The sequence below is a fragment of the Caulobacter sp. GW821-FHT09A05 genome, assembly GCF_059418465.1.
Genome location: NZ_JBWKPX010000005.1, coordinates 24,604 through 41,004, shown reverse-complemented (window position 1 = coordinate 41,004; position 16,401 = coordinate 24,604). Strand labels below are relative to the sequence as shown.

The 16,401-nt window shown below is 66.9% G+C and carries 11 protein-coding genes; 3 read left to right on the top strand and 8 right to left on the bottom strand.

The features are described 5' to 3' along the window. Positions 1-35: 35 nt before the first annotated feature. From AC07NX_RS06190 to AC07NX_RS06180, 3 genes are all read right to left on the bottom strand, one after another. A complete protein-coding gene (locus AC07NX_RS06190) occupies positions 36-2,831 on the bottom strand; it encodes a TonB-dependent receptor domain-containing protein (RefSeq protein ID WP_494640085.1) in 2,796 nt (931 codons plus the stop codon). 92 nt (positions 2,832-2,923) lie between these two features. Further along, positions 2,924-3,919 (bottom strand): FecR family protein, encoded by a 996-nt coding sequence (locus AC07NX_RS06185; protein WP_494640084.1) that lies wholly within the window; start codon positions 3,917-3,919, stop codon positions 2,924-2,926. Next, positions 3,849-4,436 (bottom strand): RNA polymerase sigma factor, encoded by a 588-nt coding sequence (locus AC07NX_RS06180; protein WP_494640083.1) that lies wholly within the window; start codon positions 4,434-4,436, stop codon positions 3,849-3,851. The genes AC07NX_RS06185 and AC07NX_RS06180 overlap by 71 nt, the downstream gene beginning before the upstream one ends. 243 nt (positions 4,437-4,679) lie before the next feature. On the opposite strand from AC07NX_RS06180, the gene AC07NX_RS06175 reads away from it, so the two are divergent. After that, positions 4,680-5,960 carry an MFS transporter gene (locus AC07NX_RS06175; RefSeq protein WP_494640082.1) on the top strand — a complete coding sequence of 427 codons (1,281 nt, stop codon included), beginning with the start codon at positions 4,680-4,682 and terminating at the stop codon, positions 5,958-5,960. Between the two features lie 173 nt (positions 5,961-6,133). Here the strand turns inward: AC07NX_RS06175 and AC07NX_RS06170 are convergent, their stop codons facing one another. Genes AC07NX_RS06170 through AC07NX_RS06160 form a run of 3 tightly spaced genes read right to left on the bottom strand, consistent with a single transcriptional unit; the run spans position 6,134 to position 10,058 of the window. Then, positions 6,134-7,360: a serine hydrolase domain-containing protein gene (locus AC07NX_RS06170; protein ID WP_494640081.1), complete on the bottom strand. Its 1,227-nt coding sequence runs from the start codon at positions 7,358-7,360 to the stop codon at positions 6,134-6,136. Between the two features lie 7 nt (positions 7,361-7,367). Beyond that, a complete protein-coding gene (locus AC07NX_RS06165; RefSeq protein ID WP_494640080.1) occupies positions 7,368-8,723 on the bottom strand; it encodes an MFS transporter in 1,356 nt (451 codons plus the stop codon). 24 nt (positions 8,724-8,747) lie between these two features. Next, complete coding sequence (locus AC07NX_RS06160; RefSeq protein WP_494640079.1) at positions 8,748-10,058, bottom strand: aspartate aminotransferase family protein; 1,311 nt, start codon at positions 10,056-10,058, stop codon at positions 8,748-8,750. 167 nt (positions 10,059-10,225) lie between these two features. Between AC07NX_RS06160 and AC07NX_RS06155 the strand changes: the two genes are divergently transcribed. Continuing rightward, positions 10,226-10,873 carry a TetR/AcrR family transcriptional regulator gene (locus tag AC07NX_RS06155; RefSeq protein ID WP_494640078.1) on the top strand — a complete coding sequence of 216 codons (648 nt, stop codon included), beginning with the start codon at positions 10,226-10,228 and terminating at the stop codon, positions 10,871-10,873. A 115-nt stretch (positions 10,874-10,988) separates the two neighbouring features. On the opposite strand, the gene AC07NX_RS06150 is transcribed toward AC07NX_RS06155, so the two are convergent. Beyond that, positions 10,989-13,754, bottom strand: coding sequence for a TonB-dependent receptor plug domain-containing protein (locus AC07NX_RS06150; RefSeq protein WP_494640077.1), 2,766 nt, complete (start codon positions 13,752-13,754; stop codon positions 10,989-10,991). 283 nt (positions 13,755-14,037) lie between these two features. Between AC07NX_RS06150 and AC07NX_RS06145 the strand changes: the two genes are divergently transcribed. After that, the gene (locus tag AC07NX_RS06145) at positions 14,038-15,099 is read left to right on the top strand and encodes a phosphotriesterase family protein (RefSeq protein ID WP_494640076.1); all 1,062 of its coding nucleotides are present in this window, start codon (positions 14,038-14,040) and stop codon (positions 15,097-15,099) included. Positions 15,100-15,350: 251 nt separating this feature from the next. On the opposite strand, the gene AC07NX_RS06140 is transcribed toward AC07NX_RS06145, so the two are convergent. Next, entirely contained in the window at positions 15,351-16,298 is a 948-nt protein-coding gene (locus AC07NX_RS06140) for a LysR family transcriptional regulator (protein WP_494640074.1), read from the bottom strand. Between the last annotated feature and the right edge of the window lie 103 nt (positions 16,299-16,401).

The window sequence follows — 16,401 nt, the reverse complement described above, 5'->3', positions numbered from 1 at the left end:
CGGGGCCGGCGTCGCGACCCCGTGCCAACCGCCGATCAGAAATCCCACTGGAGACGGGCATAGTACGACCCGCCCGTGAAGCCGAACGGCGAGGTGCCGGGATACTGACCCGTGCCGGTGTTGATGTTGTACGAGGCGTTGGCGGCGGTCGAAGGCCCGCTCCGCGAGGGATAGATGTTCAGCAGGTTGTTGGCCCCGACCGCGACGGTGACGGTGGGCAGGACCTTGTAGCCGACCTCCAGATCGGTGATCCACTTGGCCCCGTACTTGCGGTCGTTGGCCGGGATGTTCTGCTGGATCCGGTAGCTGCCAAAGCGTGTCTGGCGCAGGTTCACGTTCAGCCTGTTCCAGGACCAGTTGGCGCCCAGGCTGACCTTGTCCTTGGGGAAGGCCGTGGTCAGGAAGCCCTGGCTCAGGCGGTCGAACAGCACGTAGTTCGCCCCCAGCGCCGCCAGTTCGGGCGGGTTGGGGATGATGTCGGTGATCTTGGTCTTGTTGCGATTGTAGCCGAGCGTCAGGCGTAGCGTCCCATAGTCGCCAAGCTCCTGGCGATAGGCCGTGACCAGGTCGACGCCACGCGTGCGGGTGTCGATGGCGTTGGTGTAGTACTGGGCGCTGAGCGAACCGGGCAGGCCGTTGGCGACCAGGATGGCGGCCACGGCCGGTCCCGTCAGGGTGCTGGTGATGGCGATCCGCCCGTCCACCTCGATCTGGTAGGCGTCCAGGGTGACGCTGAGGCGCGGCAACGGCTCCAGGGTCACGCCCAGGCTGTAGTTCTTCGACTTCTCGGGGTTCAGCGGCTCGGCGCCCAGGGCGACGGCCTCGCGCGATCCGACCGGCAGGGTCTTGATCTGCAGCAGGTCGAGCACGCCGTTGACCTGGCGGAACTGGCTGGAGCTGGCGGCGTAGTTTTCCTGGGCCAGGCCCGGCGCGCGGAAGCCGGTGCTGGCGGCGCCGCGAACGGCCAGCCAGGAGGTCAGCTCGTAGCGGCCGTTGACCTTGCCTACCACGGTGTCGCCCGAGGCGTCGTCATAGTCCTCGTAGCGGACCGCCGCGCCCAGGAAGAGCTTGTCGAGGCTGTAGCCGACCTCGCCATAGGCCGCGTAGTTGTTGCGCGATGACTTGCTGGCGTCGGTAGGCTGGAAGCCCGGCGCGGCCTGGGCGCCGGTCGCGGGCCGTGATCCGGCCAAGGGCTGGCCGGCCGGAATGACATAGGTTCCGGCCGCGTAGCTGAGCGGCTCGCCCTCGCCGACCTGATAGGTCTCGCGACGGTGCTGAGCGCCGAACGAGAGCTGCAGGTCGCCGCCGGCGGCGGTGAAGCCCCGGGTCACATCCAGCGAGTTGACCCATTCGGACGACACCAGCTTGCCGACATAGAAGTGGGTAGGGCTGGCCGGGCCGAGACTGGCGTTGATGGTCTGGGAGACGTGCTCCTTGGCGAGGTTCTTGCCGTAGGTCGACGAGACGTCCCACGACCAGCCCTTGAGGTCGCCGCGCGCGCCGAAGGCCAACTCGAAGTCGTCTTCCTTGATGACCAGGTTGGGCCGGAAGCCGTCCGGATAGACCTGCGGCAGGGCGTTGACGTTGGTCGGGGCCCGGAAGGTGAAGGGTAGGTCCGAAACCCGGTGGCTATAGGTGCCGAACGAATAGAGCTCCACGCCGGCGCCGACATCGTAGCGGCCGTTGTAGCCCAGGTTGACGCCGTTCTGCGGCAGGACGCCGGAGTTGCGGGTGACCAGCCGGTTGACCGTGGCCTCGCGCGGATCCACCACGCCGCCGACCACCGGATAGAGCCGGATGCTGGAGGCGATCGGCTCGGCCCGATTGGACAGGGCCTGGTCCTTGGTGACGAACGACAGGTTCAGGAAGCCGCGATCGCCGATCTTGGCTCCGTAATTGCCCTGGACCAGCAGGAAATCACCGTCGTCGCGATCGAAGTTCTGGCCCCGCGTGACGGTCAACGAGCCGCCGGGCGTCTCCTTCAGGATGATGTTGATCACCCCGGCGATGGCGTCCGAGCCGTACTGAGCGGCGGCGCCGTCGCGCAGGACCTCGATGCGGCCGATCGACGAGGTCGGGATCAGGTCGAGGTCGGCGGGGACCGAGCCGTTGTACAGCGACGAGACGGAGTTGATCAGCGAGGTCTTGTGGCGGCGCTTGCCGTTGACCAGCACCAGGGTCTGGTCGGGATTGAGCCCACGCAGGCCGCCTGTAGCGATCACCGTCGCCGTGCCGCCACCAGCGCGAGCCGGCAGGTTGAACGACGGCACGAGGGTCTGCAGAGCCTGGAAGGCTCCAGCCCGGCCCGTGCGCTCCAGTTCGGCCGAACTCAGCACGTCGATCGGCGTCGGGCTCTTGATGACCGTGCGGGCCACGCCGCGGACGCCGGTCACCACCACCTCGGTGACCTCGGCGGCTTCCTCGGGAGGCGCTGCCTGAACCACGGCCGTCGCCGAAACCTCCTGGGCCACGAATCCACCCGGCGCGCTGGTCTTGATCAGGGCGGGAACCGGCTCCGCGGTCAGGGCGATCAGGCCGTCCTTCATGATCGCCACGCGCAGCGGCGAGCGCTCGATGATCATCTCCAGGGCCTGGCGAGTGGGCATCCGCCCGTTGACGGCGGGCGACCGAAGTCCCGCGACCTGATCATAGGGATAGAGCAGCCGCACGCCCGATTGCTTGGAAAGGGCGTTCAGCGCGCCCTGCATCGGCTGGGCGGCGATGCTGAACTGCGTGGACTTGTCGGCCGCTGCGGCAGGCCATGCGGCCGCCGCGAGCGTCGCCACGAGCGCGCCGCGATACCAGATGTTGAATTCAGATCCGCCAGCCATGTCCCAGACGCCCCCAAGCGCAGTTGAACCGTGTCACTGAGCTCAAACGGGCGGGACCGGCGAGAACCGCCATCCGTGTCGAGAATAAAATTCTAGGCGCGCACGACCAGCAGGATGCTGCCGTCGGCGGCGGTGATGGCGTCGACGGCGAAGCTGCCCTCCAGTGCGGTCAGGAACTTGTCGGCCTCGTCGACCTCGAAGCGGCCGCCGACCCGAAGATTGGCCAGGCGCGGATCGCCGATGATGATCGGGCGGGTCCGATAGCGGTTGAACTCCTCGACCGCCTGGGGAAGCGTCTCGCCGTCCAGCTCGATCACGCCGTCCTGCCAAGCCGTCCGTTGGCGCAGCAGTTCCGGGTTGAGGACCGTAGGCGCCACCGCGCCCGAGCGGATGACCGCGCCGTCGCCGGCGACGATATGGGGCGCGGCGGTGTCGCGTACGAGACGGCCATTCTGCCCCACGGCGACGACGCCTTCGGTGACCGTCAACTCGACCAGGCTCTCGCGGATCCGGACGTTGAAGGCGGTGCCGACCGCCCTCAGGCGCGCCGAGCCGGCGTCGACCAGGAACGGGCGCGCGGGGTCATGGGCGACCTCGAACAGGGCCTCGCCCCGAACCAGATGAACGCGTCGACGCCGTCTTTCCATAGCCACCTCGACCGTGGACGCGGTGTTGAGGTGGATGCGCGACCCATCCGACAAGGTGACGACGCGGCGTTCTCCAAGCCGGGTGCGGTAGAGCTCGACGTCGCGCGCATAGCGCCACATCGCCGTCGCGGCGCCCGCCACCACGGTGGCCGCGACGGAGCCGCCGATCAGGACGCGACGCGAGACCAAGGGTGAAACAACCGCGTCGCGCTTGGCTCCCGGGGCTTCTATCGGAGGCGGGCAGGCGTGCAGACGGGCGCCGGCCTCCCAAGCCGCCTCCATACGCGCGAAGGCGACCGCATGCAGCGGGTGGGCGCCGACCCAGGTGAAGATAGCCTGGCGCTCGGTGTCGTCGATCTCACCCTGCAGCCTAGCGACGAACGCCGCGGCCTGGTCGTCGATCGCCTGCCGGCCGTCCAGACCTGCGTGTGGTTCGGTCAAAACTGTCTTCCTCGCGCTCGGACATAGCCTTGGCCACGAGCATCACAGCCCTAGCAAGATGCTTCTCAACTGTCGAAACGGATAGCGTCATCCGAGCCGCTATGTCCTGGAAAGAAAGTTCTTGAACCCTGCGTAGCAAAAACACCCGCCGGCACTGCGGCGGCAGGGTCTCGACGATCGCCTGCAGCCGACGAAGCTCGTCGCGCGCGGTGAGCGAGGCCTCCAGCGAGTCGTCGGATCGTAGCGTGTCGAGGTCGGCGACGAAGTCGAGCGAGACGATGGTGTCCTTGCGGGCGGCGTCGATCAGCAGGTTGCGGGCAATCCTGAACAGATAGCCGCGCCCCGCCGTGATGCGGTCGATATCGTTGGCCGTGTAGGCGCGCGCGAGGCTCTCGGCGACAAGGTTGTCGATGTCGAAGCCCGACGGGCAGACCCGGCGCAGGCGCGATCGCAGCCCGGCCTCATGCGGCAGGATCACCGCCTTGAACCAGTTCAGGCGCGCGGCCAGGTCGTCCATGATGTCGCCCCCATCTCGAGCGCGCGACCTGTCCGCGCCCCCTCATTCAATTCCTACAAAATCGATAGACTTGATACCTCCGCTGGCGAGGCGTTGGGAGCACAAGAAAAACTGGAGGTCATGGCAGGATAGCGGAGTTCGACGTCTCGACCGTTTTAGACGAGCGAGGGGGCGGAATGTTCGCCATGAGCACTGATCCCCGATCGGCCGGAATGCAGAAGATCGTCACGGGGAAGCCGCGCTTTGGAACAATCATCGGAACGACGCCAGCGCCTGAAGTCGATCATTGGCGGATCAGCGGGCAATTTGGTCGAGTGGTACGACTGGTATGCCTATTCGGCGTTCACCCTCTACTTCGCGCCGGTGTTCTTCCCTTCCGACGACTCGACCGCCCAGCTTCTGAGCGCCGCCGCGGTGTTCGCGGTGGGCTTCGTGATGCGTCCGATCGGGGCGTGGGTGATGGGAATTTACGCTGACCGCAAGGGGCGCAAGGCAGGGCTGACGTTTTCCGTGACCCTGATGTGCCTGGGGTCGCTGATGATCGCGGTGACGCCCGGCTATGACCGCATCGGCGTCCTGGCGCCGGCCCTGCTGGTGGTCGCCCGGCTGATGCAGGGCCTGTCGGTGGGCGGCGAATACGGCGCCTCGGCCACCTATCTGTCCGAGATGGCGGGCCGAGGGAGCCGGGGCTTCTTCTCCAGCTTCCAGTACGTGACCCTGATCTCCGGCCAGCTGATCGCGCTGTGCGTGCTGCTGGCCCTGCAGGCCGTCATGCCGGTGCGCGACCTGGAAAGCTGGGGCTGGCGAATCCCGTTCGCGATCGGCGGCCTGCTGGCCGTGGTGGTCTATTTCATTCGGCGCGGCTTGAGCGAAACCCAGAGCTTTACCGACGCCCAGGCGACGCCGAGCCCGAAATCCAGCGGTTGGGTCCTGTTTCGGGACCATCCCAAGGCGGCGTTCACCGTCATCGCCCTGACCGCCGGCGGCACGCTGGCCTTCTACGCCTACTCGACCTACATGCAGAAGTTCCTGGTCAACACCTCCGGCTTCAGTCGCGAGGCGGCCACCGAGATCACGGCCGCGGCGCTGCTGATCTACATGCTGCTGCAGCCCGTGGCTGGCGCGCTGTCCGATCGCATCGGCCGCAAGCCGCTGATGATCGGCTTCGGCGTCGCCGGCGTGGCCTTCACCTGGATCATCTTCCGCACGCTGGAGTCGGTCTCCAGTTCCTTCGCGGCCTTCCTGCTGGTGCTGGGCGCGCTGGTCATCGTCACCGGCTACACGGCGATCAACGCCGTGGTGAAGGCCGAGCTCTTTCCGGCCCACATCCGCGCCCTGGGCGTGGCCCTGCCCTATGCCCTGGCGAACACCATTTTCGGCGGCACGGCGGAATATGTCGCCCTGTGGTTCAAGGGACAGGGGATGGAGCGCGGGTTCTACTGGTATGTCACGGGAATGATCGCCTGTTCGCTGATCGTCTATCTGCGAATGCCCGAGACCAAGCGCGAGAGCCACATTCTGTAGTTGGCGGAAGATATCCTGGATCGATGCCTGCCCAGCGGCTGAAACCTCACGGTGCAGCCCTCCGCCGCACCGCATAGACGCGCGAGTAGGCCCTTCACCCAATCCGGCGATCGGTTCGACCCCACGCCAAAGCCGCCCGTGGGCGGGCGTCTGTCCGCAGGCTGCCGCGCCGATCAGACCACCGCGGCGATCGCGTCCATCAAGCGCGCCGTCTCGCCGTCGGACGGCGCATCCGGCCGTCCAGACCTCGCGCCGAGGACCACCACGGCCAGATCCTTGTCGGGGCGGATGTGAAACAGCTGTCCGAACGCGCCGGTGGCGTTGAATCCTTGCGCCGCCGGCCACCACATATAGCCGTAGCGCATGCCCGGCGCCGTGGCGCGGGTGGCCTGCGCGATCCAGGAACCTGGCAATCTGGCGACGCCGTCCGCGACGCCGTTGGCCAGGATGAAGCGGCAGAACCGACCGTAGTCGCGCAGGCAGGCGCTGATGCTGCCGGCCTCCATCCCATCCTTGCCGTCGAGCATCCAGTTGGCGTCCCGCTCCATACCAAACGGGCGCCACACCGTTTCGGACAGATAGTCGCTGAGCGGCTTGCCCGTGGCCGCGACGATCAGCTCGACGATGATCTGGGCATTGCCTGAATTATAGTCCCACCTGGAGCCGGGCGGCCACGCCCGTGGATGGCTGGCGATGTAGGGCAGCAGAGCGCCGCGGCGCTGGTTAGCCCACACATCGACGAAGAACGGCCGATCGCGGCTGTCACGCGCCGTCTCGTCCCAGGCCAGGCCCGACGACATATGGAGGACCTGCTCGATAGTCACACCATCGAGCGCCGTGCCCCGTAAGATCGGCAGGTACTTGGCGACATCGTCCTGCACCGAGACGACGGCGCCCTGCTTGATCGCCGCCCCGAGCAGGGTTGCGACAAAGGACTTCTCGACGGAGAACGTCGCCCACAGGTCGTCGGGCCCGAAGCCGAGGCGATACTGCTCAAGCCGGATGTCGTCACCCTTCAGGATGAGCAGGCCGACGCCGTCGCTTCGCATCATGTAGTCGTCGAGGTCGTAGTCGATCCCATCGACGCGAAAGCGCGCCGGAAGCCGCCCCCCGACCCGCAACGGGTGTACGCGTCCGCCCGCCCGGACCGGCCGCACCGCAAACAGGTCGCTGATGTGGGAGAAGCCGTGAACCTGTTCCGCGCCCTTCCAGTCGAGGAGCCTCCGAGAATCGAGGCGCGGCGCCGTGGCGGCTTCGCCCGGCGCAGCCGCCACGGCGCCGAGGGCGACGGAGGCCAGGGAGAGCGCTGCGGCTCGACGTGTGAGCATCATGATCTGGTCCTCGGCGTACAAGGCGCGCAGCGGAGCGGCGCGACGGAAAACGAAAGGCGTGCCGGCCACATCACCGCTAAGCGCCCTGACCGCCGGCGTCGTGATCCTCGACGAACCGCCGCATCGGCCGCAGCAGCGACAGAAGCAGCACGGCGGCAATCAGGGCGGCGACGGCGATGGTCGTCCCGAGCGCCGCATTGAGCTGAGTGTCGGCCTTGAACACGTAGGTGCTGAACGCCCCGACCAACGCCGGCCCGGCCCCTGCCCCGACCCCGATGTTGGCGAGCAGAAACACCGCCGACATCCGGCCTCGAAGCTGCGGCGGGGTGATCATCTGCAGCAGGGTCGGCCCGACCATGAACATCAGCGGCGAGGCGACGAAGGCGCCCGCCAGCAGAACCGTGAACTGGCCTGCGTTGGTCGTGAACGGCGCCAGCGCCCCGAAGAGGAGCATGAACACGACCGCGCCCAGAGCGATCCAAAGCACGGCGGCGATGCGCCCGGTACGGACCACCCAGGCGGTCAGGCCGCCGCCGAGCAGGCAGCCGATGACACCGCCCGTCGCGGTGACCACACCCATGACCGCGCCGATCTGCGCCGGGGTCCATCCATAGGTGCGGGTGAAGACCGACGGCGTCCAGGCGTTGAGCGCATAGGACATCAGCGTCGTCAGGGTCATGGCCAGGCAGAAGACCCCGTGCGTCCGCCAGTGCCGGGACAGGAACGGCGCCAACCGGTCCTGCGCGGCCTGGCCCGCCTCGCCCGCGGCGCCCTCCTTACGACGCGGCGGCTCCTTCAACATCAGCACCAGACCCGCGAACAGGAAGCCCGGCGCGCCGGCGGCGAAGAACACCACCCGCCAGGCCGCCTGTTCGCCGAGCAGCGGCAGCACCAGCGTCCGGGCGTCGCCCGACAAGGTCAGTATCCAGCCCGACAGCGCCGCCGCGCAGGCTGACGCCCAGACGGCTCCAAGCGAATAGACCGCCATGGCCAGGGGCAGGCGCCGTCGATCGAACAGATCCGGCAGGGTCGAGTAGACCGCCGGGCTCAGCACCGCCTCCCCGACGCCGACGCCCATGCGCGCGCCGGCCAGGCTGGCGAAGCCGCGCGCCGCGCCACACAGGACGGTCATCGCGCTCCACAGGGCGACAGCGCCGGCGACGAGGCGCTTGCGGTTCAGCCGGTCGACCGCCAGCCCGAGCGGCACGCCGGTCACGGCGTAAAAGATCGAGAAAGCGAAGCCCTGCAGCAACCCAAGGCTGAAATCGCTGAGACCGAGGTCGCGTTGGATGTCGACCACCACATAGGCGAACACATAGCGATCGATGACCGACAGCGTGTAGCAGGCGGTCAGCACGACGACGAAAGTCCAGGCCGCGGCCGTCCCGTAGACGGGGGGCGTTTCGGAACGAGCGGTGGGCGCGATGGACATGGCGGGTTCTCGTTTCCGAAAGCGCTAGGCGAACAGGGGACGGCGACGGGTCAGGAAGCGTCGCATCGCCTCCATAAAGGTGGCGATGTCCTCGGGGGTGATGCACAGCGACAAGGCGATCAGCCCGCGTGGCGCGATGTAGATCCCCTGCTCGGCGAGGTCGAAGAACAGCAGCCGACGCAGTGGGGCGATGGCGTCCGCCGGGCCGGTCGGGTGAATGTTCATCAGCGATCCGAGCCCCGACGCCGTGAACGGCGCGCCTTCGGCTTCAAACAGCGCCAGAAGGTCAGTGCGAACCTGATCGCCCGCGGCGTTGAGCGCGTCCAAGGCCTCGGCGGTCAGCAGATGCCGCAGCGCCGCCGAGCCGGCCGCCATGGTCAGGGTGTTGTTGTTGAAGGTGCCGGCGTGAGCCAGGGCGTCGGGGCGCCGCGGATCGAACTGCCCCATGACGTCTTGCCGCCCGCCGAAGCAGCCGAAGGCCATGCCGCCGCCGAAGAACTTTCCAATGGTGGTGAGGTCCGGCCGTAGGCCGAGCAAGGATTGTCGACCGCCCAGCGCCAGGCGCGACGTCTGGATCTCGTCGAAGATCAGTAAGGCGCCGACCTGTGAGGCCGCCTCCCGCAGCATGGCCAGGAACGCCGGATCCCCAGGCACGCAGCCTCCCGCCCCCTGCATCGGTTCGACGAGGATGGCGGCCAGGCTGGCGGCATGTTCGGCGATCAGGGTGCGAACGCCGTCGAGGTCGTTATAGCGGGCGACGACAAAGTCATACGGCGCATTGGCCCTTGACCCGCCAGGCGGAAAGGCCAGGACACCCCCGTGATAGCCCCCCTGGAAGACCAGCACCTTATCACGGCCGGTCCAGGCCCGCGCGGCGGCCAGGGCCATGAGGTTCGCCTCGTTGCCCGAATTGGTGAACCGCACGAGCGCCATGGACGGGAAGCGCTGGCGGATCAGCTCGGCCAGCTCCCCCTCCCAACGATTGTGCGACGACAGGTTGATGCCGTCATCGAGCGCGGCGATCACGGCCTCGCGGATCACCGCGGGAGAGTGCCCGTAAATCCCGGCGGTGAACTCGCCGAGAAAGTCGATGTAGCGATGATCGTCCGCGTCGGTCAGCCGGCTGCCTTCGCCGCGGATCATGCACAGCGGGAACGGATCGTGCCACAGCGAGGTCCGAGTGTTGCCGCCCGGCAGCGAATGGGCGGCCCGGCGGGCGATCTCGCCGCTGCGGGGGTTGCGCGCCGCGTAGGCGGCGGCGGCCTCGGCGACGTCAGCGTCGAGGGCATTGGCCGGCTCTGCGATCCTGGAAGGGACGGGACCCGCGGTCAGCATGTTGAACTCCTGTTCACCGCACAATTATAATACTGTCGAAGCCGGCTGGGGGCCGAGGCGACCACGGCCGGTTTGAGGGAAATGAGGGGGTTGAAGAGGTGACCGCGGCGCCAACATTTCGGGGCAGACCCAGTGACAGCAGCGATCGTCGGCTGAGTCGCGAGGCCGTGCTCGAAGCCGCCACCGCCATGATCGACGAGGTTGGGATCGAACGCTTCAGCGTCCGCGCCCTGGCGGAACGGCTCGGCGTGTTTCCGGCGGCGATCTACTGGTATCTGCCGACGCGCAACGCGATCCTGGCGGCGGTCGTCAATCACTGCGTGCGCGACATTGATCCGCGGACCGATCCTGCCGACTGGAAAGCCTGGCTGCGCGAACTCTTCTATTGCTATCGGGTCGTCGTCCGTCGGCATCCGCACATCGCGCCGCTCATGAACTCGCAACTGCTGTCCAACGCGGGCGCCGACCTCGGCTTGATCGAGCGGATTCTCGCGGTTCTCGACCGCGCGGGGTTCGAAGGTGAGACCCTGCTGGCGGCCTATGACATCGTCATTACGACCACGGTTGGTTTCGTGACCATGGAGCACGCATCGCCGCCGGCCGAGAACAGCGAGGCCTGGGTCGAACATATGCGGGGTGTGATCGACGGGCTGGACGAGGCGGCCTATCCGACACTCGCCCGTCACAAGGCGGCGCTCGCCAACCGCCACTTCGTCCTGCGCTGGGAGAACGGCGTCACCGTGCCGCTCGAAGCGAGCTTCGAAGCCTATGTCTACACTGTGATCGAGGGACTGCGGCAACTGCTCACCCGGTAACCCGCGAGCCCAACCACAAGCCCGAAGGCATGAGGGCGGGCTGTCACGGTTTTGGCGTGGGAGGTCTGCGACCGCCGCCGCCGGCCGAGGCCGGCGGCGGCGCGAGGCGGTGGCTCTAGAACTTGTAGCGAAGTCCGAGGGTGTAGCTGCGCCCGAACACGTCGTAGAGCATCGGGTTGGTGGAGGTCGCGTAGACGAACAGGCCCGGGTCGAGCGGGGGATCTTGGTTCAACACGTTGTTGACGACGCCGTAGACGCTGACCCGATGGCCCGAAAGCTCAAGGTCGTAGGCCGCCGACATATTGAGCAGGAACTGCCCCTCCACCGAGTTGTCGTTCACGCCGTTGGCGGCATAGGTGTTGTTGTAGGTTCCGCCGCCGACATAGCGCCCCTGGAGGAAGCCGGTGAAGTCGCCGCCGCGGAAGGTGACCGAGCCGGTGGTGCGCCAGTGCGGGCTGGAGGCGAACTCGGTGCCGACGACGCCGGCCAGGTCCAGCTTGGTCACGCCGTCGTCGCTGCTCAGTTCATCCAGGTAGCTCGACAGCAAGGTGAACGACAGGTCGCCATAGGTCGCGACCGGCATCCGATAACTCAGTTCGAGATCGACACCGCGCGCGCGAACCTCGGACAGGTTGAGTTGCTGCGAGCGCACCGACACCAGGGCCCCCGCCGCGTCCCGAACCAGCAGTCCGCAGAGGAAAGTCTGGCCAGCATGGCAGCGATCGATCGTCTGCTGGTGGTTCAGCGTGCCTACGGCCCCCTCGATCTGGATGTCGTAGAAGTCGGCCGAGGCCCGCAGACCGGGGAGGATGCTGGGGGTGACGACGACGCCCACCGTCAGGGTGTCGGATTTCTCGGGTTGAAGATTGAGGTTACCCGAGGTGATCCGCTGGGTGAAGGCTTGCGCGTTGTTGCGGAACGGGTCGATCGCGGTGAAAAAGGCGGTGGTTTCCGGCGAGAATAGCTCATTGATGTTCGGGGCGCGGATGTCGCGCGACAGGGTGCCCCGGAACCGCAGGTCCGAAAGCGGCTCCCAAGAGGCGCCGAGCTTCCAGGTCGTGACCGACCCGCTGGTGCTGTAGTTGGTGTAGCGGATCGCCCCGTTGACGCTGAGCGCCTGGGCGAACGCCATATCCTTGGCGAGCGGTACGTCGACCTCGGCGAAGACATCGGTGACGTCGTACTCGCCGGAAAGGGCGGCGACATTGCCGACCGAGAACAGATTGGCCTGCTGCCGCGGATCGACCACGCGATCCGCCTTCTCGCTGCGGTGCTCGACGCCGAACGCGGCCGGCACGACGCCCGCCCAGGTCGAGAACAGGTCGCCCTGGACGGTGGCCGCGAAGACATACTGTTCGATGGTGGTCTTCGACCGCGGGTCGCCGGTGACGTATTCCTTGGCGGCCGCGCTCGGCGAGCCATCCCCGAACAGATTGACCGGCACGCAGCCGTTTCCGGGATTGGTCAAGGTGCTGCGGCAGACGATCTGACCCGTCGGCCCACGCACCGCGTCGGTGGCGAGGAGGAGATTGCCGGCCAAGGGATGGTCGTAGTTGACCGAGACGCTGGTCGTCTTGCCATACTGGGCGTAGCCCGACGCCTTCCACGAACCGCCAAGGTCCCAGTCCAACGCCGCCAGGGCGCGATAGGTCTGGTTGTCGACGCGGGTGTCGAAGACGCCGATGTCCCGGGCGTATTTGCCCATGGTGAAGGACGTCACGCCGTTCTGGGCCATCAGGTCGCGCACCCCCGTCGGAAGGTAGGCGTTGTCGGCCGAGATCGCGATGGCGCCATAGGGGAAGCCAAACGACGGACTGCCGGTCTTGGCCTCCGCGTAGGACAGGTCCGCCGATACCTTGATGGCGTCGGTGAGGTCAAACTCCGGCCGCGCGAACAGCGAAAGGCGCTCGAGCGGATAGGACAGCGGCTTGGTGGCGCTGGGGTTCACGGTGTCGCCGCCGATCATGTAGCTCGATCCGACCGAGGTTCCGTAGGTGATGTTGCGGTAACCGCCGTTCGGCAGGAACTCGATGCCGCGCAGGGGGCCCGAATTGATCAGGCCGTTGAAGGAGGCGCTGGACAGCCGCGCGTTCTCCGTGATCAGCCGCTGCGGCTGGCCGTTGGTCGGAGTGTAGAGGGGATTGGTGATCAGGGCCGCGTCCCTGTACCAGGGCCGGCGAGCCTGGGCGCTGACCCCCTGATTGTCGGCATACTCGCCGGCGATGGTGATGTGGCCGCGCCCCCCGGCGAACCCGCTGCCGGCGGCGAAGGCCCCGAGCAGCTGCTGATTGTCTTCGAACTTGCTCTCGCCGAACTGCACGTTGGCCTCGAAGCCGTTCACCCGCCGTAGGATCAGGTTGACCACGCCGGCGACGGCGTCCGAACCGTAGGCGGCCGACGCGCCGCCAGTGACGACTTCCGCGCGCTCGACCAGCATGGTCGGGAAGAGGTTCATGTCGACGTTGCCGGTCAGGTTGGACGAGACGACCCGCCGTCCGTCCAGCAACACGAGCGTGCGGTTCGGTCCGAGCCCGCGAAGGTCGGCGAGGTTGGCGCCCGTGCCCGTGAACTCCGTCGCGGCGGATGGCGTCGCCGAGGGCCGGAACGCCGGCATTTCATTGAGCGTGTCGGCGACGTTGATTGAGCCTCGCGCCTGCAGGGCGGCCGCGCCGACCACCGTCACCGGCGTCGGCGTGTCGAAGCCGCTCCGTGTGACGCGCGACCCGGTGACGACAAGCTCGTCGAGTTGGTTGGCCCCGGATTCCACGGGGGCCTGCGCCTGTGCGCTGGCGGCGATCATCGCCAAGGACAGGGCGCAACCGCCCAACAGAGTGATCTTACGGCCGGCGGCCAACTGCCGGTGCGCTTCATGGTGGTTCACGTGGAAATCCCCTCGGCTCCAGGCGCTGCTACGGCGTTCCGCCCAGGCCTCGGCTGTCAGGTTTCACACCCCTTGTCCGACGGACAATAAATTGTTCGGTGGAAAATTATGAGTCGCGACATTTGCCTAAAATGTGAGAAACATGGGCATATAGACCAGTTCTCTGATATAATAATTGTGCACCGGATAATCGAAATCGATCATCCGCCCTGTTCAAACAGCCCGTCGGAGCGCGGTGTCGGTAGGAAGGCGCACCGCTCACGCGCCATGGTCCCTAGTGAAGATGAGCCCCGCGATGACCCAGACAAGAGACCGCGCCGGCCTGGTCCAGACCGTCACGGGCCTGATCCGCCCCGAGGCCCTCGGACCGACGCTGATGCACGAGCATCTGCTGATCGACCTGAATGCGCCCGAAGTTCGCATCGCCACGGCCGGCGACGCCGAAGAGCCGATCCGCATGTGCGACTGCTTCAAGCTCAACTGGGGACAGAAGACCAACCCCGCTCTCTACCGCCTGCATGACCTGCCGATCCTGACGGACGAGTTGCTCGAGATGCGCGCCGCGGGCGGCGCCAGTCTCGTCGAGTTGACCGTTGGTGGGCTGCAGCCCAATCCCGAGGGGCTCGTAGCGCTCTCGGAAGCGAGCGGCGTCGCCATCGTCATGGGATGCGGGCACTACGTGAACCAATACCAGGATCCGGCCAACGCCGATCGAAGCGCCGACGATTTCGCGGCCGAGATGATCGAGCACCTCACCGTCGGCGCCTGGGGCACGACGGTGAAGGCCGGCATCATCGGCGAGATCGGCTGCCAGTCGCCTTGGACCGACCAGGAGAAGCGAGTGATGCAGGGCGCGCTCGTCGCCCAGCAGGAGACCGGCGCCGCCCTCAACGTCCACCCCGGTCGCCACGTTGAGCAGCCGTTCGAAGTGGCGGCCTTCATCCGCGCCGCCGGGGCCCCGATCGACCGGCTGATCATCAGCCATATCGACCGCACGCTTTTCGAGATCGACGACCTCCTCCGTCTGGCTGACACCGGCTGCGTGATCGAACTCGACCTGTTCGGGTGGGAGACGACGAACTACTGGCCCAATCCCGATATCGACATGCCGAACGACGGCGCGCGTCTAAAGCTCATCCGCGCCCTGGTCGACCACGGCCACCTCGAGCGCCTGCTGATCAGCCACGATATCTGCACGCGCACGCGCCTGTCGCACTATGGCGGCCACGGCTATCAGCACATCTTCGCCAACGTCCTGCCCCTGATGGCGCGCCGGGGATTCACCGCCGATCAGATCGACCAGATCATCGTACGAAATCCCGCCCGCCTGCTCGCCCTCGCCTGACGGTGATCACGGCGCGCTTGAGACCGTCCCTGAAGACGCTCCACCGCAAGGAACAGCCGCACCGGTTAGGCCCAGCCGGGTTGCCGCACCTATCTAGAATCTCTATCGGGAGGCTGGCTGCGAGTGATCTAAAGCCTGCCCCGCCCTAGATTCAGCAGCGTGGCGGCTGCGCCACCAGCGGACGTCGACCTCCAGCCGGAAAGCGGACGTTCGCGCGGCCTCGGATATTCGCCAAGAGCCTGATTGAGGCGTCAATTAGCGAGCTGATCGCGCAGGGCCGGGACCAGCAGAGCGCACAGCGCCGCCGCGCGAGGGTGCTCCTCATGCAGCTTGGTGCGATGGAACAGCATGAGCTTGCGCTTGATCTGCGGCTGCACGAGGGGCACCAGCCGCACCCGATCCATGTCGAGGCCGCGGGTGTAGAGCCTAGGCAGGACGCCGACCGCCAGGCCGCTGCCGGCCAGGCCCAGCAATGAACTGACCTGATCGACCTTGTAGCGCGTCGAGAGGGTCAGATTGTTCTGGCGCATCGCCGCCGCGCTGAGCTCCCCGATGCTGCCGCCGACGAAGTGAACGATCTCGCTGCCCTCCAACGCGCTCCAGGGAAGCGTGGTCGAGGCCGACAGCGGGTGGTCCTTGGGCGCCACCAGCAACATTTCATCCTCGGCGATGAGGGTAGCCTCGAGCCCATCCTCGGCACGTCCAAGCACCCCGACAACAATGTCGAGCGCGCCGGTGCGCAGGCTTCCAAACAAGGTGTCGTTCTTGCCGTCGCTGAGGTGGAAACTCACATCGTCGCAGCGGCCGCTCAACCGCGCCACCACCGCGGCCGCGGCGGGCACCACGGACGGGATCGCGCCGATCCGGATCACGGCCTTGCCGCGCGCGGCCACGTCGCTCATGTCGACGAAGGCGTTGTCGGCGGTCTTGAGCAGGCGCAGGGCGTGGGGCAGGAAGGCGGCCCCCGCCTCGGTCAGGGAGACATGGTGCGTGCTGCGATCGAACAGCCGCACGCCCAGATGCTCCTCGATCTGGCGGATGCCGGCGCTCAGAGCGGGCTGCGACACGATCATCCGCTCTGCCGCCCGGCTGAAGTTGCCGGTGTCGGCCAAGGCGCTGAAGAAGCGCAACTGGCGCAACGATATGGCCTGGGTTCGAGCCGCTGGGCGAGGCGCGGGCGCGGTCAGGATCTCTGGCATGGCGGCCTTCGGGGCATGGAGGCGGGCCCGCACATGGTTATAAGCAGACCCTATAAGCAGATAACTACAAAGAGTTTCCAATTCTAAGGGGGCGTCATAACCT

Coding starts and splice junctions, on each gene's coding strand:
- AC07NX_RS06160 (WP_494640079.1), bottom strand. CDS start 10,058: ATGCTGACCGCGGGTCCCGTCCCTTCCAGGATCGCAGAGCCGGCCAAT.
- AC07NX_RS06145 (WP_494640076.1), top strand. CDS start 14,038: ATGAGCCCCGCGATGACCCAGACAAGAGACCGCGCCGGCCTGGTCCAG.
- AC07NX_RS06140 (WP_494640074.1), bottom strand. CDS start 16,298: ATGCCAGAGATCCTGACCGCGCCCGCGCCTCGCCCAGCGGCTCGAACC.
- AC07NX_RS06190 (WP_494640085.1), bottom strand. CDS start 2,831: ATGGCTGGCGGATCTGAATTCAACATCTGGTATCGCGGCGCGCTCGTG.
- AC07NX_RS06165 (WP_494640080.1), bottom strand. CDS start 8,723: ATGTCCATCGCGCCCACCGCTCGTTCCGAAACGCCCCCCGTCTACGGG.
- AC07NX_RS06180 (WP_494640083.1), bottom strand. CDS start 4,436: ATGGACGACCTGGCCGCGCGCCTGAACTGGTTCAAGGCGGTGATCCTG.